The following is a 21,757-nucleotide window of genomic DNA, read 5'->3' as shown; positions in this document are numbered from 1 at the left end:
CTCGGTTTCCCGCCGTCGAAAAGCGGCGGAATTCCGTTGTACCGCAGGAAATTCACCAATCCGAGCGGCAGGGGGAAACCCTTCCCGATCGGGCGGAAAAGGGGGAAACGATCACCGGCCGGGTGATCACGAGCCCGGTTTCGCGGACCCCACCAGCCACATCGAGAAGTACTGGGAGCCGCCGCCGTAGGCGTGCCCGAACGCGGTGCGCGCGCCGTCGACCTGGTAGTCGCCCGCCCGGCCCATGACCTGTTTCGCGGCCTCGGAAAAGCGGAGCATGCCCGAGGCGCCGATCGGGTTCGACGACAGCACGCCGCCCGAGGGGTTGACCGGCATCCGGCCGCCGAGCGCGGTTTCCCCCGACTCCGTCACCTTCCAGCCCTCGCCCTCGGCCGCGAACCCGAGGTTCTCCAGCCACATCGGTTCGAACCAGGAGAACGGCACGTAGATCTCCGCGGCGTCCACTTCGGACAGCGGATCGGTGATACCGGCCTCCGCCCACAGCGCCGCCGCCGCGTCGCGGCCGGCCTGCGGGTTCACCTGGTCGCGCCCGGCGAACGTGGTCGGCTCGGTGCGCATCGCGGTGGCGTGCACCCAGGCGGCTCCGCCGGGCACCGCGTCGCCGGAGCGTTCGTCGCCGAGCACCATCGCGCAGGCGCCGTCCGAGGACGGGCACGTTTCGTCGTACCGGATCGGGTCCCACAGCATTTGCGAAGCCCGCACCGACTCGACGGTGATATCGGCCTGCCGAAGGTGGGCGAAGGGGTTGAGCGCGCCGTTGCGGCGGTCCTTCGCGGCGACGATCGCGCCGATGTGCTCCGGTGCCCCGGTCCGCCGGATGTAGGAGCGCACGTGCGGGGCGAAGTAGCCGCCCGCGCCCGCCCCGACCGGCATCTGGAACGGTGGCAGGATCGACAGCCCCCACATCGCGTTGGACTCGGACTGCTTTTCGAACGCCACGGTCAGCACCCTGCGGTGGATGCCAGCCTGCACGAGGCTCGTCGCGACCAGCGCGGTGGACCCGCCGACCGAGCCCGCGGTGTGCACGCGCAGCAGCGGTTTCCCGGTCGCGCCGAGCGCGTCGGCCAGGAACAGCTCGGGCATCATCACGCCCTCGAACAGATCGGGCGCCTTGCCGAGCACCACCGCGTCGATATCGGCCCAGTCGGTGCCCGCGTCGGCCATCGCCCGGTCGACCGCTTCCCGGATCAGCCCCGGCATCGACACGTCGGTCCGCTTCGCGCGGTGGTGGGTCTGCCCGGTGCCGAGCACCGCGGCGAGCTGCTTTCCCATCAGTTCACGCCCTCCAGGACGGCGACCAGGTTCTGCTGCAGGACGGGCCCGCTGGTGGCGTGCGCGAGCGCCTTGCGCGCGCTGCCGTCGTGGATGCGCTTCGCCGCCTCCCCGATCCGCGCCAGCCCGGCCGAGAACATCGGGTTGCCGGCGAGCGCGCCGCCGGACGGGGTGATCCGCACGTCGTCGCCGAGGCCCAGTTCCGCGCGCAAGATGAGTTCCTGGTGCGAGAACGGCGCGTGCAACTCGGCGACTTCGACGCCGTCCAGATCGAGTGCGCGCCCGGCGGCTTCGGTCGACGGCGAGCGCGTGAGATCGCGCGCGCCGAGCACGGGGGAGTCGACCCGGTGCTCGATCCCGCTGATGATCGCGGGCCGCTCCACCAGATCCGCGGCGCGGCTGGCCGAGGCGAGCACGATCACCGCGGCGCCGTCGGTCACCGGGGCGATGTCGTGCGCCCGCAACGGATCCGCGACGTAGGGGGTGTCGAGGAGTTCGGCGGCCTCCACCGCGCGCGAGCGCTGCGCGTGCGGGTTGCCGGTCGCGTCGGTGAGGCTGCGCGCCGCGACCTCGGCGAGGTCCTTTTCGCTCCACCGCCCGGATTCGAGCCCGAAGCGGGCCTGGATCCCGGCGATGCTCACCGAATCGGGCCACAGTGGAGCGACGACGTACGGGTCGAGCTGGAGCGAGAGCACGCGGCGCAGCTGACCCGCCGAGGACTTGCCGAAGCCGTATACGAGCGCGGTGTCCACCTCACCCATCCGGATCTTCAGCCAGGCTTCGTACAGCGCCCACGCCGCGTCCATTTCCACGTGCGACTCGTGGATCGGCGGGAAGGCGCCGATCGCGTCCACCGCCGCGATGAACGAGAACGCGCGCCCGGCGAGGTAGTCCGACGAACCGGAACACCAGAACCCGATGTCTTCTTTGGACAGTCCGGTGGCCGCGAACACCTCGGCGAAGATTGGCACCAGCATCTCCACGCCGTTCGTCGTCCCCGGCGTTTCGCGGACGTTCGGCGCCTGCGCGAACCCCGCTATCGCTACGTCTTCCATCCCGGTCCGCCTTTCAGAGATGGTGGGCGAAGGACTCGTACGGCGCGTCCGGCTCGCCGGTCGGCTCGAAGTGGTCGATGTTCTCCAGCGTGGTTCCCCATTCGTCGCGGGGTTTCCACGAAGCGCGCACCCGCATGCCCATCCGCACCTCGTCGGCGTCGCAGCCGAGCACGAGGTGCAGGAACGCGATGTCGGCGCCGTCGAGCAGGATGTAGGCCGCCACGTAGGGCGGTTTGATCCGCTGGCCGAGGAACGGCACGTTGACGATGCAGAACGTGGTGATGATCCCGGTGTCGGGCAGGTCCACCTCGTCGGTGGTCGGCACCCCGTCGGTCGGGCACGACCCGCGCGGCGGGATGTAGACCTTCTCGCACGACGGGCAGCGCTGGCCGAGCATCCTGCCCTCGCCGAGCGCGCGCAGGTAGCGGCTTTCGCCAGGCGACACCGAATGCTGGTACTTCAGGTGCACCGGAGTGATCACAATGGACACCGGGTCGCCGTCCGCGCGCTCCGCGACCGGCGAGGGATCGGGGACGGCCGCGCCGTCGTCGTCGCCGAGGAGGACGAAGCACGCGATGTCCCTGATGTGGCCCACGGTTTCCGCCGCCCACCGGACCCGGACCCGCGTGCCGGTGCGGACGCGCTCCGGCGCGCCCGCGTCCACGGCGTGCAGCAGTGCGGTGTCCGCGCCGTCGAGCCGGATCAGCGCCCAGGCGAACGGGCGGGCGAGGGGCTGCCCTTCGAGGGGCTCGGCGACCCACGACCAGGACAGCACGGTGCCCTCGGTGCCCACTTCGACGAACTCGGTCAGCGGCGCCGCGGTCACCGGGTCGTACTCGACGGGCGGCACGTGCACCCGGCCGTCGGTGCCGCGCACCCCGTGGATCCGGCGCTCGCGCAGGCCGTTGACGAAGGTGCCCAGTACCGGTCCGACCGAGCGGGTGTAGTCGAATCCCACGTTCAGCGGCGCGGAGAGGGGTTTCTCGGCGACAATCACGGATGAAGTGAAACACGTTCTCGATATCTCGGCAAGCGTCTGCCTCGGGCCCTTGTCTTGACGTGGAACGCGTTCTAGATTCGAGATATGTCGACTAGCGTGAGCAGCGAGACGATCGGCCTGTGGACCATCGCGGGCGAGAGCCCCGAGCGGATCGCCGTGGTGACGCCGGAGGGCGCCGAGGTGAGCTACGGGGCCTTGGCCGCGAAGGCGAACGCCTACGCGCGCGGGCTGCGGGCGCTGGGCCTGGAAACCGGTGACGCGATCGTCGTGCTGCAGCCCAACGGCGAGGAACTCCTCGCCGCGTACTTCGCCGCGATCCAGTCGGGCCTGTACGTCGTGGTGGTCAACTGGCACCTCGTCGGGCCAGAGGTCGCCTACATCCTTTCCGACAGCGGCGCGAAGGCGTTCCTGGCGCACGAGCGGTTCGCCGACGTCGCGGAGGCCGCGGCGGAGGAAGCCGGGCTGCCCGCGAGCGCGCGGTTCGCGGTCGGGCACGTCGAAGGCTTCCGGCGCATCGAGGAACTGGGCGCGGGGGAGGGCGACGGCAGGCCGGCCGAGCGGACCGCGGGCTCGCCGATGCTCTACACCTCGGGCACCACCGGCCGCCCCAAGGGTGTGCGCCGCCCGCTGACCGGCGCCGATCCCGATCAGGTGCCCGCCGCGTCGACCTGGTTCTTCGGCATCTTCGGTCTCGCGCCCGGTGACGATCACGTGCACCTGTGCGGGTCACCGCTCTACCACACGGCGGTGCTCAACTTCGTCGCCATCTCGATCCAGCTCGGCCACCCGGCGGTGCTGATGGACCGGTGGGACGCCGAGGAGATGCTGCGGCTCATCCAGCGGTACCGCGTGACGCACAGCCACATGGTGCCGACCCAGTTCCGCCGCCTGCTCGCGCTGCCGCCCGAGGTGCGCGACGCCTACGACGTGTCCTCGCTGCGGTCGATGATCCACGGCGCCGCGCCGTGCCCGCTGGAGGTGAAACGCCGGATGCTCGACTGGTGGGGCCCGGTCGTCACCGAGTACTACGCGGCGACCGAGGGCGGCGGCACCACGATCACCGGGGAGGAATGGCTCCGCAAACCGGGTTCGGTGGGCAAGGCGTGGCCCGGTTCGGTCGTCAAGATCCTCGACGACGAGGGTGCCGAAGTGCCCGCTGGCCAGATCGGCACCGTGTACCTGAAGATGGGCGGCTCCACGTTCGAGTACCACAAGGACCGCGCCAAAACGGAAAAAGCGCGCGTCGGCGACCTGTTCACCCTCGGCGACGTGGGGCACCTCGACGAGGACGGGTACCTGTTCCTGCACGACCGCAAGGCGGACCTGATCATCTCCGGCGGCGTGAACATCTACCCCGCCGAGATCGAAGGCGAACTGGTGATGCACCCGAAGGTCGCCGACGTCGCGGTGTTCGGGGTGCCCCACGACGACTGGGGCGAAGAGATCAAGGCCGTCGTGCAGCCCGCGCCGGACGCCGTCGCGGGCGACGAGCTGACCGGCGAACTGCTCGACTACGCGAAGGGGAGGCTCGCGAAGTTCAAGCTGCCCAAGAGCATCGACTACGTCGACGAGCTGCCCCGCGACCCGAACGGCAAGCTGTACAAGCGAAAGCTCCGCGATCCTTATTGGACAGGCCGGTCGGCGATCTAGGCACCGGCGAGGTTTTCGATCGCCGCGAGGACGTGGTCGAGGCCGATCTCGAACTGCTCGTCGAAGGTCCGCGCGCCCTGGAAGCGGTCGAGCGCGCTGATGAGCGGGAACTCCGCCGCGGGCGGCGGGCTCCAGTCCAGCCCGGATCGCGTTCCGGTGCGCGCCTCGTGCTCGACCACCGCGTAGCCGAGCAGGAACGAGCCCCAGGTGCGGCTCGCGTCGAGCAGGCGTTCGTCCCGCAGGCCCATGGCGTGCAGCACGGCGTACTGGGCTTCCCGGTGGCGCAGCGCGGGTTTTCCGGTCAACGGCCGGGAAACGAGCAGCGGGAACACCTCGGGGTACCGGTTCAGCGCGGCGCGGCCCGCGTGGCTCAGCGCGCGGAAGTCGGCGCGCCAGTCGCCGGTCGGCGGGGGAGGGTCCTCGAACACGGACTCGGCGAGCGCCTGCAGCAACTCGTCCTTGTTCCGGAAATGGTGGTAGAGAGCCATTCCTTCGACGCCGAGCTCGGTCCCGAGCCGCCGCATCGTCAGCTTGGCCAGTCCCTCCTCGGTCACCAGCCGCAGTGCCGCGCGCACGATGCCGTCCCTGGTCAGCTCACCCCGCATCTTTACATCGTAAAGCAGTCGGCTTTACGTTGTAAAGATGCGAGAGCGATACGGGATCGACGCGCCGGGCGTGTTCGCGGCGTTCGGGGTGCTGGGAGCGGTGTGCACGATCGCGGCGGTGGTGGCCGCCGTGGCGGCGGACGGTCCGGTGTGGACGGTCGTGGCGCTCGTGCTGGCGGTGTGGGCCGCCGCCTCCTGGGCGCAGTTCGCCTGGGGCGTGCTGGGGAGCCTGCTCGGCAAGCGGCGCGAGTGGCGGCGCCTGCTCGACGGCGTGCGGCTGAAGGGGACCGAACGGGTGCTCGAGGTCGGCCCGGGGACGGGACCGGTGCTCGTCGAGGTGGCGCGGCGCGTGCCGATGGGACGGGTGGTCGGCGCCGACATCTGGCGCGCTCAGGATCAGGCGGGCAATTCGCGGGCGGCGCTGGAAGCGAACCTGGCCGCCGCCGGTGTCGGCGACCGGGTCGAGGTCGTCCACGGTGACGTGCGGGATCTCCCGTTCCCGGACGGCGAATTCGACGTCGTGCTGGCCAGCCTCGTCGTGCACAACCTGCCCGAGGGGGAACGGGAAACCGCCATCCGCGAACTGCACCGCGTGCTCGCGCCAGGGGGCAGGCTGGTGATCCTCGACTTCCAGGGCACCGAAGCCTACGCGCGCGCGTTGCGGGAGGACGGCGCCGAGGACGTGCGGCGCGGCGGACGGCTCTGGAGCATGCATCCACCGGCGCGCGCCGTGACCGCGCTCCGGGCGCGCTGAAGGCGTTCCCTCGCCGACAGGTGATGTAGTGGTACCGGCGCAAAAGTTTCGTCCGGGTATCCGCCCCGCGGTGGAACCCGTTGTGTCGCAACGGCGGTGTCGGGCGGGCCGGTGAGGCTGGATGCTTCTCTCGCGGTTTCGCGGTGGCAACGGTGTCCCGGTGAAAACCGCCCCCGCACAGCGCGGCCCGGTGCGCCGGGTCGTGCCTGCCCTCGAACCCGTGTGAACGGGACAAGGAGTGATCGTGATGAGATCCGCTCTCGCCTTGGCCGGAGCCGTCGCCGCCGTGGCGGCCGGAGCGTCCGTGCTGGCCGCCGCACCCGCCGTCGCCGCGTCGGCCGAGGCGGCGACGCTGAGCATCGTGAGCGCCGTCGTGGCCGCCGACGACACGGTCGACGTGAACGTCACCTACACCTGCGACTCCGGGTACTCCGGGGAGATCCTCGCCTACGTCAACGACGTCACCGCCTCGGCCTTCGGCGGCAACGAGGTCGCCGTCACCTGTGACGGCGCCAGCCACTCCGCGGTCGTCGCCGTGGGAAACGACAACGAGGCCACGGAGTACGTCAAAGGCCACACAGCCGCCGTCGGCGTGGCGCTCGACGCGACCAAGACGGGTTCGCCGGACCTGAACGCGGCCCAGGACGCGAACCTCGCCCTCGGCTGAGACCCGGCGCGCTGGCGGCGGTGCGCGACCGCCGCCAGCGCGCGGTAGCGGCTCAGACCCCGCGGAACTCCGGGCTCCGCTTCGCGGTGAACGCGCGCGGGCCCTCCTTCGCGTCCTCGCTCGCGAACACCGCGATCCCGTACTGGGCGTCCACTTTGAACGCTTCCTCCTCGTGCATCCCTTCGGTGTCCCGCATGGTGCGCAGGATCGCCTGCACGGCGAGCGGGCCGTTCGCCGCGACGAGACCGGCGAGCTCCAGCGCCTTGTCCAGTGCGGTGCCGTCCGGCACGACGTGGCCGATGAGCCCGATTTCGCGGGCTTCCGCCGCGCTGACGTGCCGCCCGGTCAGCAGGATGTCGGCGGCGAGGGTGTAGGGGATCTGCCGGGGCAGGCGCACCGCGGACCCGCCCATCGGGAACAGGCCCCAGCGCGCCTCGGAAACGCCGAACTTCGCGCTCTCGCCAGCCACCCTGATGTCGGTGCCCTGCAGGATCTCGGTGCCGCCCGCGATCGCGGGCCCTTCGACGGCGGCGATGAGCGGTTTCGTCAGCCGCCGTCCCTTCAGCAGGCCTTCGATCCGGCTCGGGTCGAACGTGCCGCGTTCGAACGCTTTGTCCGGTGCGTTCCGCGACATCGACTTCAGGTCCGCACCCGCGCAGAACGCGCCGCCCGCGCCGGTCAGCACGCAGGCGCGGATCTCCGGGTCCTCGTCGACGCGGTCCCACGCCTCGACCATGATCCCGAGCATTTCGCCGGTGAGCGCGTTGCGCGCCTCCGGCCGGTTCATGGTGACGACGAGGGTGTGCCCCTCCTGCCGGACCAGCGCGTGCGGTTCCGCCATCCTGCGCACCTCCACGGTCGGGGAAGCCTATTGCCCGCAACGATAACATGTTCTACTTTGGCTGAGTGGCACTCAACATCGCGGATCTCCTCGAGCACGCCGTCGACGCCGTGCCGGACCGGATCGCGGTCGTCTGCGGCGATCGCAGCGTCACGTTCGCCGAACTCGACGAGCGGGCAAACCGGCTGGCGCACCACCTCGCCGCGCAGGGGGTGCGGGCCGGCTCCCACGTCGGCGTGTACTCGCGCAACTCGATCGAAACACTGGAGGCGATGTTCGCGGCGTACAAGCTGCGGGCGATCGCCGTCAACGTCAACTACCGCTACGTGCACGGTGAGCTGAAGTACCTGTTCACCAACGCCGACCTGGTGGCGCTGGTGCACGAGCGCGAGTACTCGGACAAGGTCGCGGCCGTGCTGCCGGACAGTCCGAAACTGAAACACGTTCTTGTCGTGGAGGATGGCAGCGACCGCGACTTCACCGCCTACGGCGGCGTGGCGTACGAAACCGCGCTCGCGGAAAGCTCGCCGGCGCGCGACTTCGGCGAGCGCAGCGCCGACGACCTGTACATCCTCTACACCGGCGGCACCACCGGATACCCCAAGGGCGTGCTGTGGCGCCACGAGGACATCTGGCGCGCGCTCGGCGGCGGCATCAACTTCATCACCGGCGAGTACGTGCCGGACGAGTGGACGCTCGCGGAACAGGGCAAGCAGGGCAGCCTCGTCCGGCTCCCCGCCGCGCCGATGATCCACGGTGCCGCGCAGTGGGCGGCGTTCGGCGCGCTGTTCACCGGCAGCCCGGTGGTGTTCGTGCCGAGGTTCGACGCGCACGAGATCTGGAAAGCGGTGCAGGACAACAAGGTCCAGGTGCTCACGATCGTCGGCGACGCGATGGCCCGCCCGCTGATCGAGGCCTACCGCGAAGGCGACTACGACGCGTCCTCGCTCGCCGCCGTGTCGAGCCACGCCGCGTTGTTCTCCCACAGCGTCAAGCAGCAGTTCCTCGACGAGCTGCCGAACGTGGTGATCACCGACGCGATCGGCTCCTCGGAGAGCGGGTTCACCGGGATCGGCATGGTCAGCAAGGACGCCGACCACACGGCGGGCCCCAGGGTGAACTTCGGGCAGGACGCGATCCTGATCGACGAGAACGGTGCCGAGATCGCGAAGGAGCCCGGCGCGGTCGGCCTGATCGGCAGGCGCGGGCACGTGCCGCTGGGCTACTACAACGATCCCGCGAAGACCGAGACGATCTTCGTCGAGATCGGGGGCGTGCGGTACGTGGTGCCGGGCGATTACGCGCGCTACGAGGAAGACGGCACCGTCACGCTGCTCGGCCGCGGGTCGCAGTGCGTCAACACCGGGGGCGAGAAGGTGTACCCCGAAGAGGTCGAGGGCGCGCTCAAATCCCATCCGGACGTGTTCGACGCACTCGTGATCGGGGTGCCGGACGACCGGCTCGGCCAGCGGGTCGCCGCCGTGGTCCAGACCAGGAACGGGGAGCGGCCGGACTTCGACGCGCTCGAAGCGCACGTGCGCACCGAGGTCGCCGGGTACAAGGTGCCGCGCACGATCTGGCTCGCCGAGGAGATCGGGCGGTCGCCGAGCGGGAAACCGGACTACCGGTGGGCGAGCGACTACGCGGCCGCGCACGCGCCCTCGGCGGAACGGTGATGGGCATGCGGACCTCCCTGTGCGACACGCTCGGCGTCGAGTACCCGGTGTGCGGGTTCACCCCGTCCGAGCACGTCGCGGCCGCGATCAGCAGGGCGGGCGGGCTCGGCGTGCTCGGCTGCGTCCGGTTCAACGACGCGGCCGAACTGGACGCGGTGCTCGGCTGGATGGACGAGAACACCGGCGGGAAACCGTACGGTGTGGACATCGTGATGCCGTCGAAGATCCCCGAAGAGGGGTCCTCGATGGACCTGACCAAGCTCATCCCGGACACCCACCGGTCCTTTGTGGACAAGACACTCACCGAGCTCGGCGTGCCGCCGCTGCCGGACGAGACCGACGAGCGCGAAGGCGTGCTCGGCTGGCTGCACTCGGTCGCGCGGTCGCATGTGGAGGTCGCGCTCAAGCACCCGATCAAGCTCATCGCGAACGCGCTCGGCTCGCCGCCGGTCGACGTGATCGAGCAGGCGCACGGGCGGGGGGTGCCGGTCGCGGCGCTCGCCGGGAAGGCCGAGCACGCGGTGCGCCACGTCGACAACGGCGTCGATTTCGTGGTGGCACAAGGGTATGAAGCGGGCGGGCACACCGGGGAGATCGCCTCGATGGTGCTCGTGCCGGAGATCGTGGACGCCGTCGGCGATCGCGCGCCGGTGCTCGCCGCGGGTGGGATCGGCTCGGGACGCCAGGCCGCCGCGGCGCTCGCGCTCGGCGCCTCCGGGGTGTGGATGGGCTCCTTCTGGCTCGCCACCGAGGAGTACCTGCAGACCATGAGCGGATCCGTCGCGATGCAGCGCGCACTCGTCGACGCGTCCTCTTCGGACACCGTGCGCACCCGGATCTACACCGGCAAGCCCGCGCGCCTGCTCAAGACCCGCTGGACCGAGGCGTGGGCTGCGCCGGACGCGCCGGAACCGCTGCCGATGCCGTTGCAGAACCTGCTCGTTTCCCACGCGCACAACCGGATCCACGCGGCGGAGGACCCGTCGGTGGTGTCGATGCCGGTTGGGCAGATCGTGGGCAGGGTGGACCGCGTGCGGCCGGTGGCCGACGTGCTCGGCGATCTGGTCCGGGAGTACGGCGAGACCGTGGCGCGGCTCAACAGAGCCTGAGCAAGAAGAAAGGGGGCGGCCGCTTGGAAAGCGGCCGCCCCCTCCTTTTGTCGTCCTACGGCTGCGCGATGGTGAGCACCGCGTCGGTCAGCACGGGCGCGTCGTCCCGGTGGGGGCAGGTGGTCGTCGAGGTCACGGTGTCGCCGTCGCGCCAGATGCGGGTGCGCAGGGTTTCGCCGGGGAACACGACCCCGGCGAACTTCGCGGCGAATCCGCCAGCCAGCGCGGTGTTCCCGCCGAGCACCGCGCCCACGACGGTCTTGGCGACCATGCCGTAGGTGCAGAGTCCGTGCAGGATCGGCGCGTCGAACCCGGCGGCGCGGGCGAACTCCGGATCGGCGTGCAGCGGGTTGCGGTCGCCGCAGAGCCGGTACAGCAGCGCCTGCTGCGGAAGTGTCGGCGTGTCGACGACGAGATCCGGCTCGCGCGAAGGCGGCTCGCGCCGGTCCGAAGGCCCGCGCTCACCGCCGAAACCGCCTTCGCCCCTGGCGAAGATCGTCGACCTGGCCGTCCACAGTGGAGTGCCCTCGGTGTCGGCGACCTCGGTCTCCTGCACGATCACCGCGGCCTTGCCCTTGTCGAACACGTCCGCGATCCGCGAGCGCGCCACCGCCTTGCCCTCGACCGGGAGCGGCCGGTGCGCGAGCACCTCCTGCTTGCCGTGCAGCACCTTCGCGAGATCGACCTCCACACCGGGGAACGACACCGCGGGCGGTTCGAAGACTCGCAGGTTCGCCGCGACGGTCGCGAACGTGGGCAGCACCTGGAGATCGCGTTCGTAGGCGTAGCGCAGTTCGGCCTCGTCCGCCGGATCGGCACCGGCGCCGAGCGCGAGGTGGTACAGCAGCACGTCGGACGCGGTCCAGGCGAACGTGACCTCGCCGAGGTCGGCGCCGATCGCGACGGCGGGGTCGATGGGCATCAGGCGACCTCATTCATAGGTTACGGAGACCTCGTCGGTCAGCGGGAGCGACTGGCACGCCAGCACGATCCCGTCGGCGAGGTCCTCGGAGTCCAGTACCTCGTTGTTGAGCATCTTCACCTCGCCGGAGGTGATCCGGCAGGCGCACGCGCTGCACTGGCCTTCCCGGCACGAGAACGGCGCGTCGATCCCGGAGTCCAGCAGGAAGTCCAGCAGCTTGCGCTGGCGCGGCCAGTCGAGCGAGTGGGTGTCGCCGTCCAGTTCGACGGTGAGCCCGGCCGATCCGGTGTCCTCTGTAGACGGTGCGGCGGCGGAGGCCACTTCGAACGGGTTGCCGCCGAGGGACACGAACCGTTCCAAGTGGACGCGCTTGCGCGGCGCGCCGAGTTCGGTGAGCGCCTGCTTCGCTGCCGTCATGAACGGCGCTGGTCCGCACAGGAACGCTTCGCGCCCGGCGTGCGGGCGCAATAGCGCGCCGAGCTGTGCCACGCTCGGGATGCCCTGCACCGTTTCGAGCCAGTGGACCACCACGAGCCGGTCCGGGTGCCTGGCGGCGAGCGAGGCCAGTTCGTCGGCGAAGATCACCGAGTCCTGGCCGCGGTTCGCGTACACCAGCACGACCTGACCGGTGCCCTTCTCGAGCGCGGTCTTGAGGATCGACATCACCGGCGTGATCCCGCTGCCACCCGCGAGCAGGAGCAGGTCCTCGTCGAACGAGGACGGGGTGAACACGCCGGCGGGCGGCAGCACCTCGACCTTGCTCCCGGCGCGGAGGTGGTCGCAGATCCAGTTCGACCCGTACCCGTCCGCGGTGCGCTTGACGGTGACCTGGACCCGGCCCTCGTGCGGCGCGCTCGACAGCGAGTAGCAGCGCGCGACCGAGCCGGTCCGGTCACTGGGCACCCGCAGGGTCAGGAACTGGCCGGGGGAGTACCGGAACGCCTCGGCGGATTCCGGCGGCACCGAGAACACCACCGAACACGCGTCGGCGGTCTCGTGCACGATCTCGGCGACGGTCAGGGTGTGCGCCTCAGCCATCCGCGACCGCCAGCGCGCCGTCGGAAACCGCGTGCGCGATGCTGTCGCCGAGGTGTTCGCAGGTGTCCAGCAGCGCCGAGGTGGCGCCCCCGGCGACCCGCTCGGCGAACACCGGGCAGCTGCTCGCCGCGTCGGTGGTCCACTGGATGCTGGTGTGCTTCTCGCTGTTCTTCTTCACCAGCACCTTGGTCCCGCACCTCCGGCACGCGTGCGGGCGCATCCCGCCGGTGAGGAACTCGTCGCGCTCGGCCGTCATGGCGCGGACACTTCGGGTGCCGCTTCGGCCCGCAGGCGCAGGTTTTCGGCGACCTCGGCGGACCAGACCTCGTTCGCGCGCGTGGTGTCCACTTCGAACTCGAACCGCTGCGTCATGTCCTCGGTGACGTCCGCGGCGTCCACATAGAACTGTTCGTACCAGCGGCGCAGCTGGTACACCGGACCGTCCTCTTCGCACAGCAGCGGGTTGTCGATCTTGGTCTTGTTCCGCCAGATCTCCACGTCCTGCAGGAAACCGACGCCGATGCTCTTGGCGAACTTGCCCGCGATCTTGTCGGCCTGCTCGTCGGACACGCCGGGCAGCTTCTTCACGCTCACGCCCCACTGCAGCATGAACGAGTTCTCCGTGACCGGGTAGTGGCAGTTGATCAGCACGTTCTCGATCTCGAAGCCCTTGTAGGTGTTGAGCAGCGTGTTGATCATGTACGACGGGCCGAAGTAGGAGGCCTCCGAGCGCAGCAGGTTCTCCTCGCCGCCGTAGTTCGACGCCATGCCCATGTCGGGGCGGCCCTTGGTGTTCAGGTACTGCGTGGCGATGTGGCCCTCGAAGATGTTCTTGAAGTAGGTCGGGAAGGCGTAGTGGATGTAGAAGAAGTGCGCCATGTCGACCATGTTGTCCACGATCTCGCGGCAGTGTGACCCCTCGATGAGCACCGAGTCCCAGGTCCAGTTGCTCCAGTCGCCGGTGAACACGCCGTCGATGCGGGGGATCACCACGTCGTCCGGTGGCGGGTTGCCCTCGGGGTCGTTCCAGACGAACAGCTGCTTGTTCTCCTCCATCGACAGCCACGCCTTGGTCCTCGCCCGCAGCGGAACCCTTTTGGCGTAAGGGATCGAGGCGCACTTGCCCTTGCCGTTCCACCGCCAGTCGTGGAACGGGCAGGCGACCTCGTCGCCCTTGACGGTGCCCTGGGTGAGATCGCCGCCCATGTGGCGGCAGTAGCCGTCGAGGACGTTGAGCTTGCCGTGCGAGTCCGCGAACACCACGAGCTTGGTGCCGAACGCGGTGATGGCGTGCGGTTTTCCGTCGCGGAAACCGTCCGCGAGGCCGAGGCAGTGCCAGCCCCGCGCGAACCGCGCCGGCGGCGCGCCCGCGTCGATCGTGCGCACCGCGTCGGGTCCTGCCTGCGTCATCGCCTGCCTCCCGGAGGATCTTGCCTACCCTGATTCTTGGTCGACTCGTCCGCGGCCGCAAGGTGTTCGGCCGCGAGGTACCCGAAGACCATCGCCGGGCCGATCGTCGCGCCGGGCCCGGCGTAGGTGCGCCCCATGACCGCGGCGCTCGCGTTGCCCGCCGCGTAGAGCCCTTCGATCGGCGAGCCGTCTTCCCGCAGCACGCGCGCGTGCTCGTCGGTGCGCAGCCCGCCCTTGGTGCCGAGATCGCCCGGCACGATCTTCACCGCGTAGAACGGCGGCTTCTCCAGCGCGCCGAGGCTCGGGTTCGGGCGGTTGCGCGGATCGCCGTAGTAGTGGTCGTAGGCGCTGCGGCCGCGGTGGAAGTCCTCGTCGACCCCGGCGCGCGCGAACCCGTTGAACCGGCCGACGGTGGCTTCGAGCGCGTCGCCGGGCAGGCCGGTGCGTTCGGCGAGCTTGGCCAGCGTGCCCGCCTTCGCCGCGATGCCCGCCTTGTACCAGCGCCCCGGCAGCGGCTGGCGCGGCCCGAGCCCGGTGAACATGTACCGGTCGCGGTAGCGCTGGTCGAACACGAGCCAGGTCGGGATGTTCTCGCCGGGCCCGTCACCGTCGCCGTACATCGCGTGCACGGCCTCGACGTAGGGCGCGGACTCGTTGACGAAGCGCTCGCCGCGCGCGTTGACCAGCAGGCAGCCCGGCCGCGACCGCTCCGCCAGCGCGAACCACGGGCCGCCGGTCAGCGGGAGCGTCGGGCCCCACCACGCGTCGTCCATCAGGTCGTGCGCGGCGCCGAGGGCAAGCCCCGCGGTGATTCCGTCACCCGTGTTGGCCTTCGCGCCGACGGTCCACTCGGTGCCGATCGGCGCGCGCTGGTACTTCCGGCGCATCTCTTCGTTGTGCTCGAAACCGCCCGAGGCGATGATCACGCCCTTGCGCGCGCTCAGGAAGCCGTCATCGGTGTCGATGCCGTCGACGACCCCGCCGCTGACGTGCAGCCCGGTCATCGGCGTGTTGAGCAGCACCGGCACCCCGGCACGGGCGAGCCCGGCCCGCAGCCCGGCGGCGAGTGCCTGGCCCATGGTCAGCTCACGGCGCCCCGCCGCGCGCCCGAGCAGCCAGCGGGCGCCGAGCGAGAACAGCGTGCGCACGCCGCGCGGGTGCCTGCCGATGAGGCTGAGCCACCGGTAGTCCGCCTGCGTGATCGGCACGCCGAGCGGCGGGGCGCTGTACGGCGGTTCGAGGTTCGCCAGCTCGTCGCCGAGCACGCGGGCGTCCAGCGGCCTCGGCTCGACCGACCGGCCGCCGACGCGCCCGCCGGGTGCTTCGGGGTGGTAGTCGGCGTAGTCGCGGACCCAGCGCAGCCGCAGCGGCGTGCGCCGGTGCACGAACTCCACGACCTCTGGCCCGCGGTCGAGGAAGGCGGCTCGCCGCTCAGGCGGCGCGAGGTCGCCGACGATCGCTCGCAGGTACTCCTCGGCCCGTTCGGGCGGCTCGTCGATACCGGCCGCGCGCAACGCCTCGTTGCCGGGGATCCAGACGCCGCCGCCGGAGCGCGCCGTGGAGCCGCCGAAGCGGGCCGCCTTCTCGACCACGACCACGCTCAGCCCGTGCTCCGCCGCGGCGAGCGCGGCGGTCATGCCCGCCGCGCCGCTGCCGACGACCACGACGTCGAATTCGTCGGTCACTCCTACCTCCGGTCATCGAGAACCTGTAACGCGTTCCAGATGGCTCAAGGCCAGCTCCCTGGCTCAGTCGTCACCATAGACGAGAACGTGTTTCAGTTCTAGGGTACTGGGTTGTGACAAACAGTGGTGAGACGGACTTGATGGCGGACGTGGTCATCGTCGGGTTCGGCGCGGCGGGCGCGTGCGCCGCGATCGAAGCCGCCGACGCCGGTGCCGACGTGCTGGTCCTCGACCGGTTCACCGGTGGCGGGGCGAGCGCGGTGAGCGGTGGCGTCGTCTACGCGGGCGGCGGCACCGCCCAGCAGCGCGACGCGGGCGTGCCGGACACGGCCGAAGCGATGTACGACTACCTGCGGCTCGAAGTCGGCGACGTGGTCTCCGAGCGGACGCTGCGCGCCTTCTGCGAGGGCAGCCGCGAGATGATCACGTGGCTGGAGCGCAACGGCGTGCCGTTCGAAGGCAGCCTTTGCCCTTACAAGACGTCGTACCCCAGTGACGACCACTACCTGTACTACTCGGGCAGCGAGGCCGCGGGCGGGTTCCGCGACGCCGCCCAACCCGCCCCGCGCGGACATCGGGCGAAGGGGCGCGGCACCTCGGGCAAGATCCTGTTCGGCCGCCTCGCCGAGGCGGTGCGGCGGCGGAAGGTGCGCGTGCTGCCGGGCACCGCCGCGACCTCCCTGGTCATCGACGACTCGGGCGCCGTGCGCGGGGTCGAGGTCCGCACGCTCCGGGACGCGTCGTTCCTGGCGCGCAAGCGCCATCGGCTCTACGGCAAGTGGTCCGCGAAACCCGGGATCTACGTGCCGATGATCCGGAAGGCACTGGACCGCAGGGTCGACCGGATCGAGCGGAAGCACGCCCGCGAGGTGACCGTCGGCGCGCGGCGCGCGGTGGTGCTCGCCGCGGGCGGGTTCATCGCGAACCGCGAACTGGTGCGCGAACACGCGCCCGCGTACCGGGGCGGGCTCGCGCTCGGCACGGCGGGCGACGACGGCAGCGGTATCCGGCTCGGCACCTCGGCGGGCGGGCGCACGGGTGGGCTGAACCGGATCTCCGCGTGGCGGTTCCTGGTCCCGCCGAGCGCTTTCCTCGGCGGCGTCCTCGTCGACGCGGCGGGCGAGCGCATCATCGACGAGTCGCGGTACGGCGCCGCGACCGGCGAGCGCATGATCGCCGCGCACGGCGGCAAGGGCTGGCTGCTCGTCGACGACACGCTCGTGCGCGAGGCCCGGCGTTCCGTACGCGGGCAGAGCCAGTGGTTCCAGTGGCTCCAAGCGCTGTACCTGTTGCGTCGCGGCCGCGTCACCGGCGGCACCCTCGAAGAGGTCGCGCGCGAGGCGGGCGTCGACCCGGCGGGCCTGGTCGCGACGGTCGAGGCGTACCGCGCCGGTGGGCCGGATCCGATGGGCAAGCCGGACGAGTTCGTCCGCGCGCTCGACCGCCCGCCGTACTCGCTCATCGACGTCTCCATCAAGCCCAGCCTCGGTTATCCGTGCCCGATGCTGACGCTCGGGGGACTCGTCGTCGACGAGGACACCGGCGCGGTGCTCGGCGACGCCGGTCCCATTCGCGGGCTCTACGCGGCGGGCCGCACCGCGGTGGGAATCTGTTCTAGGTCTTACGTCAGCGGCCTTTCCCTGGCCGACTGCGTGTTTTCTGGCCGTCGCGCCGGGTTGAACGGCGCGAGGGAGCAGGGTCACGTCGACAAAAACGAGAACGTGTTCTAGTCTTGCGTTCGGTATCTGAGTGAGGGAGACGGCATGACCCACGAGGTGATCAGCGCGATCGAGGAGCTTCTCCCGGTGCTGCGCGAACGGGCGCAGGAGGCGGAGGACGGCAGGCGGATCCCCGACGAGTCCGTCAAGGCGCTGACCGAGGCCGGGTTCTTCAAACTGTTGCAGCCCAAGCGCTTCGGCGGCTACGAAGCGGACCCGGTGACCTTCTACACGGCGGTCAAGCTCATCGCGAGCGCGTGCGGATCGACGGGCTGGGTGGCGTCGATCCTCGGCGTGCACCCGTGGCACGTCGCGCTGTTCGACGTGCGCGCGCAGGAAGAGGTGTGGCGCGACGACTACGACGTCCGCATCTCCTCCTCGTACGCGCCGATGGGCAAGGCGACCGTGGTCGACGGCGGCTACCGGTTGTCCGGGCACTGGAGCTTTTCCTCCGGCTGCGACCACGCGAGCTGGGTGCTGCTCGGCGGGCCCGCGCTCGACGCCGACGGCAAACCGGTCGACTTCTGCACCTACCTGCTGCCGATCGCCGACTACACGATCGAAGACGTCTGGGACACCGTCGGGCTGCGGGGCACCGGCAGCAACGACATCGTGGTCGAAGACGTGTTCGTGCCGCGGCACCGGGCGCTGAGCTTCCTGGCCACGTCGAAGTGCAAGACCCCCGGCCAGGAAGCGAACCCCGGCCCGCTCTACCGGCTGCCCTACGGCTCGGTGCACCCCAGCACGATCACCGCGCCGATCATCGGCATGGCACAGGGCGCCTACGACGCCCACGTCGCCTACCAGCGCGACCGCGTCCGCGCGTCCTACGTCGGGGAACAGTCCAAAGAGGACCCGTTCGCGAAGGTCAGGATCGCCGAAGCGGCAAGCGAAATCGACGCCGCGTGGCTGCAGCTGACGCACAACATCGACGAGCTGTACCAGCTCGCGTGCGCCGGTGAGAAGCTTCCGTTCTCCACCCGGCTTCGCGTGCGGCGCGACCAGGTGCGCGGCACCGAGCGCGCGATCGCCGCGGTCGACCGGCTCTTCGAGAACTCCGGCGGCAGGGCGCTGCGTAACGGCACGCCGATCCAGCGGTTCTGGCGCGACGCGCACGCCGGGCGGGTCCACGCGGCCAACGACGCCGAACGCGCGTACGTCATGTTCGGCACCGGCGCCTTCGGGCTCCCCGTCGAGAACGCGATGGTCTGATGGCACCGGAAGCCAAGTACGCCCAGGGAAACGGCCTCCGGCTTCATTACCACGAAGCGGGCGAGGATCACGACGAGACCGTGATCCTGTTGCACGGCGGCGGACCCGGCGCGTCCGCGTGGAGCAACTTCGGCCGCAACCTGCCGGTGTTCGGGAAGTCCTACCGGACGCTCGCCGTGGACCAGCCGGGATTCGGGCACTCGGACAAGCCGGTCGAGCACCCGCAGTACTTCCGGCACAGCGCGGACGCGGTCGTCGGCCTGATGGACTCGCTCGGCATCGAGCGCGCGCACTTCGTCGGCAACTCGCTCGGCGGGGGAGCGGCGGTGCGGCTCGCGCTGAACCACCCGGACCGGGCGGGACGGCTCGTGCTGATGGGGCCCGGCGGGTTGAGCGTCAACGTGTTCGCCCCCGACCCGACCGAGGGCGTGAAGAACCTCGGGCGGTTCGGGATGAGCCCCAGCAGGGAAAAGCTCGAAGCGTTCCTGCGCGTCATGGTCCACGACCAGTCGCTCGTCACCGACGAGCTGATCGACGAACGGTTCGCCGCGGCGAACACGGCCGAGTCGCTCGCCGCCATGCGGTCGATGGGAAAGTCCTTCGCCCAGCCCGAAACCTACGAAGAAGGCATGCTCTGGCGCGAGGCCCACCGGCTCCGCCAGCGCGTGCTCCTGGTGTGGGGCAGGGAGGACCGCGTCAACCCGCTCGACGGCGCGCTGCTGGCGCTGAAGACCATTCCGCGCGCGCAACTGCACGTGTTCGGCCGCTGCGGGCACTGGGCGCAGCTGGAGAAGTTCGACGAGTTCAACCGGCTGGCACTCGACTTCCTCGGGGGTGACTGATGGGCATCCGTTCGCTGGCGTACCTGCGGATCGAAGCCACCGACATGGCGGCGTGGCGGGAATACGGCCTGAAGGTGCTGGGCATGATCGAAGGCGACGGCACCGACCCGGACGCGCTGTACCTGCGCATGGACGATTTCCCGGCCCGGCTGGTGGTCTTCCCCGGCGAGTCCGACCGCCTCGCCCAGATGGGCTGGGAGGTCGCCACCGCCGCGGAACTCGAAGAGGTGCGGAAAAGCCTTGCCGCGCACGAGGTTCCGTACAAGGAGGGCACCGCCGAGCAGCTCGCGGACCGCCACGTCGACGAGCTGGTGACCTTCGACGACCCGTCCGGCAACACCCTCGAGGTGTTCCACGGCGTCGCGTTGCGGCACCGGCGCGTGGTGAGCCCCTACGGGCACAAGTTCGTCACCGGCGAGCAGGGCCTCGGGCACGTCGTACTGTCCACACACGACGACGAGTCCGCACTGCGCTTCTACCGCGACGTACTGGGTTTCCGGCTGCGGGACTCGATGCGCCTGCCACCCCAGTTCGTCGGGCGGCCGGAAGACGGTCCGCCCGCGTGGCTGCGGTTCTTCGGCTGCAACCCGCGGCACCACAGCCTCGCGTTCCTCCCGATGCCGACGCCGAGCGGGATCGTGCACCTGATGGTCGAGGTGGAGAACACCGACGACGTCGGCCTGTGCCTCGACCGCGCGCTGCGCCGGAAGGTGCCGATGTCGGCCACGCTCGGCAGGCACGTCAACGACCTGATGCTGTCGTTCTACATGAAGACCCCCGGCGGCTTCGACGTCGAGTTCGGCTGCGAAGGCCGCCAGGTCGACGACGAAAGCTGGATCGCGCGCGAAAGCACCGCGGTTTCGTTGTGGGGCCACGACTTCACGGTCGGTGGCCGATGACCGTGGCGGCCGAGGTCGAGGCGGCGCGCTTCCGCGCCGTCCTCGGTCACTTCTGCACCGGCGTCGCCGTCGTCACCGGACACGACGGCCGCGCGCCGGTCGGCTTCGCCTGCCAGTCGTTCGCCGCCCTCTCGCTCGACCCGCCACTGGTGCTGTTCTGCCCCGCGAAGAGTTCGCGCACCTGGCCCGTGTTGCGGGACGCGGGCGCGTTCGCCGTGAACGTGCTTTCGGCTTCGCAACGCGGTTTGAGCACCGTGTTCGGCGCGCGCGGCGCCGACAAGTTCGCCGCGGTGGAGTGGTCTCCGGCTCCCTCCGGTGCTCCATTGCTGGCGGGTGCGCTGACGTGGGTGGACTGTGCTTTGGAGACGGTGCACGAGGCGGGGGACCATTACGTGGTGGTCGGTAGGGTCACGGCGTTGGGAGAGGAGTCGGTCGAGCGGCCGCTGCTCTTTCACCGGGGCGGGTACACGGTCACGGAGCCTTCGGTGGTGCCAGTGGAGGGTGAGTTGGGCGGATTTCTGACGTGGCCTCGGCCGGACGATTGGGTTTGAGTCTGGTTGCTTCGCCATGTCGGGCGGCGGCTTTCGTCGTCCGGCCTGATGCCGGGGCGGGCCTTCGTGTGCCCCGAAGGTGACTTTCGGGGCAACAGCGGGCCGTTTTGCGGAGGGTTCCCCGGGGCCCCGAAGGCCACCCTCGGGGCGTCTAGTGTCACGTTCTCGGCCCTCGCGAAAGGTGGCGGCTCTGGCGTCTGTCCCCGAAGGTGGCCTTCGGGGCGCTAGACGCCGCGATCTCGGCCCTCGTAAGGAACTTCTGCCACCCGGGCGGGCCTTCGAGTGCCCTGAAGGTGACTTTCGGGGACGTGAGCGCCCCGAAGGTCACAGTGATGTCGGGTGCGGGGCACGATGATCGGCGGCGGAGGTCCCCGAAGGTCACCTTCGGGGACTCTAGCGCCACTTTCTCGGCCCTCGCTCACGCGCGGACGGGGCTGTGCATGTCCCGAAGGTGGCCTTCGGGGCGCTCAACGCCGCGAATCCACCCCTCGCACGCTCGACCACCACGACGTGCCTGCCCCGACGGTGGCCTTCGGGGCGCCCGACGGCCCGCCGCGGGGTGGAGCGGGCGGCGGGAGTGCGGTGCGAGGGTCGAATTCGCGGCGTCTACCGCCCCGAAGGCCACCTTCGGGGACACGCGCAGATGGCGGCGGCCCGCCGCGAGGGCCGAGATCCTGACACAGACCGCCCCAAGAGGAGCCTTCGGCGACATACACGACCCGACCCCTCTGTAGGAGCATTTTTCGGGGCATCGGCACCAAGGCCACACGCTCACGAGAGTGAGAAAAGTGGCGTCCAACGCCCCGAAAGCCGCCTTCGGGGCATCAGCG

At 70.4% G+C, this 21,757-nt stretch carries 20 protein-coding genes; 10 read left to right on the top strand and 10 right to left on the bottom strand.

Going from position 1 to position 21,757, the window contains the following annotated elements; all coding sequences use genetic code 11:
• Nucleotides 1-126: 126 nt before the first annotated feature.
• From HUW46_RS01485 to HUW46_RS01475, 3 genes are read right to left on the bottom strand one after another with little or no spacing between them, the layout of a single operon-like run.
• The gene (locus HUW46_RS01485; RefSeq protein ID WP_215545542.1) at nucleotides 127-1,293 is read right to left on the bottom strand and encodes a thiolase domain-containing protein; all 1,167 of its coding nucleotides are present in this window, start codon (nucleotides 1,291-1,293) and stop codon (nucleotides 127-129) included.
• Nucleotides 1,293-2,348, bottom strand: a complete 1,056-nt coding sequence (locus tag HUW46_RS01480) for a thiolase domain-containing protein (RefSeq protein WP_215545541.1) — start codon at nucleotides 2,346-2,348, stop codon at nucleotides 1,293-1,295. The genes HUW46_RS01485 and HUW46_RS01480 overlap by 1 nt, the downstream gene beginning before the upstream one ends.
• A 13-nt stretch (nucleotides 2,349-2,361) precedes the next feature.
• Nucleotides 2,362-3,345: a Zn-ribbon domain-containing OB-fold protein gene (locus HUW46_RS01475; RefSeq protein ID WP_215545540.1), complete on the bottom strand. Its 984-nt coding sequence runs from the start codon at nucleotides 3,343-3,345 to the stop codon at nucleotides 2,362-2,364.
• Nucleotides 3,346-3,432: 87 nt separating this feature from the next.
• On the opposite strand from HUW46_RS01475, the gene HUW46_RS01470 reads away from it, so the two are divergent.
• The gene (locus HUW46_RS01470) at nucleotides 3,433-4,998 is read left to right on the top strand and encodes an acyl-CoA synthetase (RefSeq protein WP_215545539.1); all 1,566 of its coding nucleotides are present in this window, start codon (nucleotides 3,433-3,435) and stop codon (nucleotides 4,996-4,998) included.
• Here HUW46_RS01470 and HUW46_RS01465 read toward each other — a convergent pair.
• Complete coding sequence (locus HUW46_RS01465; protein WP_215545538.1) at nucleotides 4,995-5,603, bottom strand: TetR/AcrR family transcriptional regulator; 609 nt, start codon at nucleotides 5,601-5,603, stop codon at nucleotides 4,995-4,997. The two genes, HUW46_RS01470 and HUW46_RS01465, sit on opposite strands and share 4 nt — an antisense overlap.
• Before the next feature lie 37 nt (nucleotides 5,604-5,640).
• Here HUW46_RS01465 and HUW46_RS01460 point away from each other — a divergent pair, with 37 nt between their 5' ends.
• Nucleotides 5,641-6,357, top strand: a complete 717-nt coding sequence (locus tag HUW46_RS01460) for a class I SAM-dependent methyltransferase (protein WP_215545537.1) — start codon at nucleotides 5,641-5,643, stop codon at nucleotides 6,355-6,357.
• 244 nt (nucleotides 6,358-6,601) lie between these two features.
• A complete protein-coding gene (locus HUW46_RS01455; protein WP_215545536.1) occupies nucleotides 6,602-7,024 on the top strand; it encodes a hypothetical protein in 423 nt (140 codons plus the stop codon).
• A 52-nt stretch (nucleotides 7,025-7,076) separates the two neighbouring features.
• On the opposite strand, the gene HUW46_RS01450 is transcribed toward HUW46_RS01455, so the two are convergent.
• Nucleotides 7,077-7,865 (bottom strand): crotonase/enoyl-CoA hydratase family protein, encoded by a 789-nt coding sequence (locus HUW46_RS01450; protein WP_215545535.1) that lies wholly within the window; start codon nucleotides 7,863-7,865, stop codon nucleotides 7,077-7,079.
• Between the two features lie 65 nt (nucleotides 7,866-7,930).
• Here HUW46_RS01450 and HUW46_RS01445 point away from each other — a divergent pair, with 65 nt between their 5' ends.
• A complete protein-coding gene (locus HUW46_RS01445; RefSeq protein ID WP_215545534.1) occupies nucleotides 7,931-9,541 on the top strand; it encodes an acyl-CoA synthetase in 1,611 nt (536 codons plus the stop codon).
• A 5-nt stretch (nucleotides 9,542-9,546) separates the two neighbouring features.
• Nucleotides 9,547-10,650 carry an NAD(P)H-dependent flavin oxidoreductase gene (locus tag HUW46_RS01440; protein WP_215545533.1) on the top strand — a complete coding sequence of 368 codons (1,104 nt, stop codon included), beginning with the start codon at nucleotides 9,547-9,549 and terminating at the stop codon, nucleotides 10,648-10,650.
• A 55-nt stretch (nucleotides 10,651-10,705) separates the two neighbouring features.
• On the opposite strand, the gene HUW46_RS01435 is transcribed toward HUW46_RS01440, so the two are convergent.
• Genes HUW46_RS01435 through kstD form a run of 5 tightly spaced genes read right to left on the bottom strand, consistent with a single transcriptional unit; the run spans nucleotide 10,706 to nucleotide 15,705 of the window.
• The gene (locus HUW46_RS01435) at nucleotides 10,706-11,572 is read right to left on the bottom strand and encodes a MaoC/PaaZ C-terminal domain-containing protein (RefSeq protein ID WP_215545532.1); all 867 of its coding nucleotides are present in this window, start codon (nucleotides 11,570-11,572) and stop codon (nucleotides 10,706-10,708) included.
• Between the two features lie 9 nt (nucleotides 11,573-11,581).
• On the bottom strand, nucleotides 11,582-12,610 hold the full coding sequence (locus HUW46_RS01430) for a ferredoxin--NADP reductase (protein WP_215545531.1): 1,029 nt from the start codon (nucleotides 12,608-12,610) through the stop codon (nucleotides 11,582-11,584).
• Nucleotides 12,603-12,866 (bottom strand): hypothetical protein, encoded by a 264-nt coding sequence (locus HUW46_RS01425; protein ID WP_215545530.1) that lies wholly within the window; start codon nucleotides 12,864-12,866, stop codon nucleotides 12,603-12,605. Before HUW46_RS01425 ends, HUW46_RS01430 begins: the two co-directional genes overlap by 8 nt.
• Complete coding sequence (locus tag HUW46_RS01420) at nucleotides 12,863-14,020, bottom strand: Rieske 2Fe-2S domain-containing protein (RefSeq protein WP_215545529.1); 1,158 nt, start codon at nucleotides 14,018-14,020, stop codon at nucleotides 12,863-12,865. The genes HUW46_RS01425 and HUW46_RS01420 overlap by 4 nt, the downstream gene beginning before the upstream one ends.
• Nucleotides 14,017-15,705 carry a 3-oxosteroid 1-dehydrogenase gene (gene kstD, locus HUW46_RS01415; protein WP_215545528.1) on the bottom strand — a complete coding sequence of 563 codons (1,689 nt, stop codon included), beginning with the start codon at nucleotides 15,703-15,705 and terminating at the stop codon, nucleotides 14,017-14,019. Before kstD ends, HUW46_RS01420 begins: the two co-directional genes overlap by 4 nt.
• 140 nt (nucleotides 15,706-15,845) lie before the next feature.
• Between kstD and HUW46_RS01410 the strand changes: the two genes are divergently transcribed.
• Genes HUW46_RS01410 through hsaB form a run of 5 tightly spaced genes read left to right on the top strand, consistent with a single transcriptional unit; the run spans nucleotide 15,846 to nucleotide 20,927 of the window.
• On the top strand, nucleotides 15,846-17,435 hold the full coding sequence (locus tag HUW46_RS01410; RefSeq protein WP_215549602.1) for an FAD-binding protein: 1,590 nt from the start codon (nucleotides 15,846-15,848) through the stop codon (nucleotides 17,433-17,435).
• Between the two features lie 33 nt (nucleotides 17,436-17,468).
• Complete coding sequence (hsaA, locus tag HUW46_RS01405; RefSeq protein ID WP_215545527.1) at nucleotides 17,469-18,635, top strand: 3-hydroxy-9,10-secoandrosta-1,3,5(10)-triene-9,17-dione monooxygenase oxygenase subunit; 1,167 nt, start codon at nucleotides 17,469-17,471, stop codon at nucleotides 18,633-18,635.
• A complete protein-coding gene (gene hsaD / locus HUW46_RS01400; protein ID WP_215545526.1) occupies nucleotides 18,635-19,477 on the top strand; it encodes a 4,5:9,10-diseco-3-hydroxy-5,9,17-trioxoandrosta-1(10),2-diene-4-oate hydrolase in 843 nt (280 codons plus the stop codon). The genes hsaA and hsaD overlap by 1 nt, the downstream gene beginning before the upstream one ends.
• On the top strand, nucleotides 19,477-20,376 hold the full coding sequence (gene hsaC / locus HUW46_RS01395) for an iron-dependent extradiol dioxygenase HsaC (RefSeq protein WP_215545525.1): 900 nt from the start codon (nucleotides 19,477-19,479) through the stop codon (nucleotides 20,374-20,376). The genes hsaD and hsaC overlap by 1 nt, the downstream gene beginning before the upstream one ends.
• Nucleotides 20,373-20,927 (top strand): 3-hydroxy-9,10-secoandrosta-1,3,5(10)-triene-9,17-dione monooxygenase reductase subunit, encoded by a 555-nt coding sequence (hsaB, locus tag HUW46_RS01390; RefSeq protein WP_215545524.1) that lies wholly within the window; start codon nucleotides 20,373-20,375, stop codon nucleotides 20,925-20,927. The genes hsaC and hsaB overlap by 4 nt, the downstream gene beginning before the upstream one ends.
• Nucleotides 20,928-21,757 lie beyond the last annotated feature (830 nt).

Origin of the sequence: Amycolatopsis sp. CA-230715 (assembly GCF_018736145.1) — a bacterium.
Taxonomy (GTDB): Bacteria; Actinomycetota; Actinomycetes; order Mycobacteriales; family Pseudonocardiaceae; genus Amycolatopsis.
Note: the sequence above shows the minus strand (reverse complement) of the source record. Positions and strands in the feature narration are given on the sequence as shown.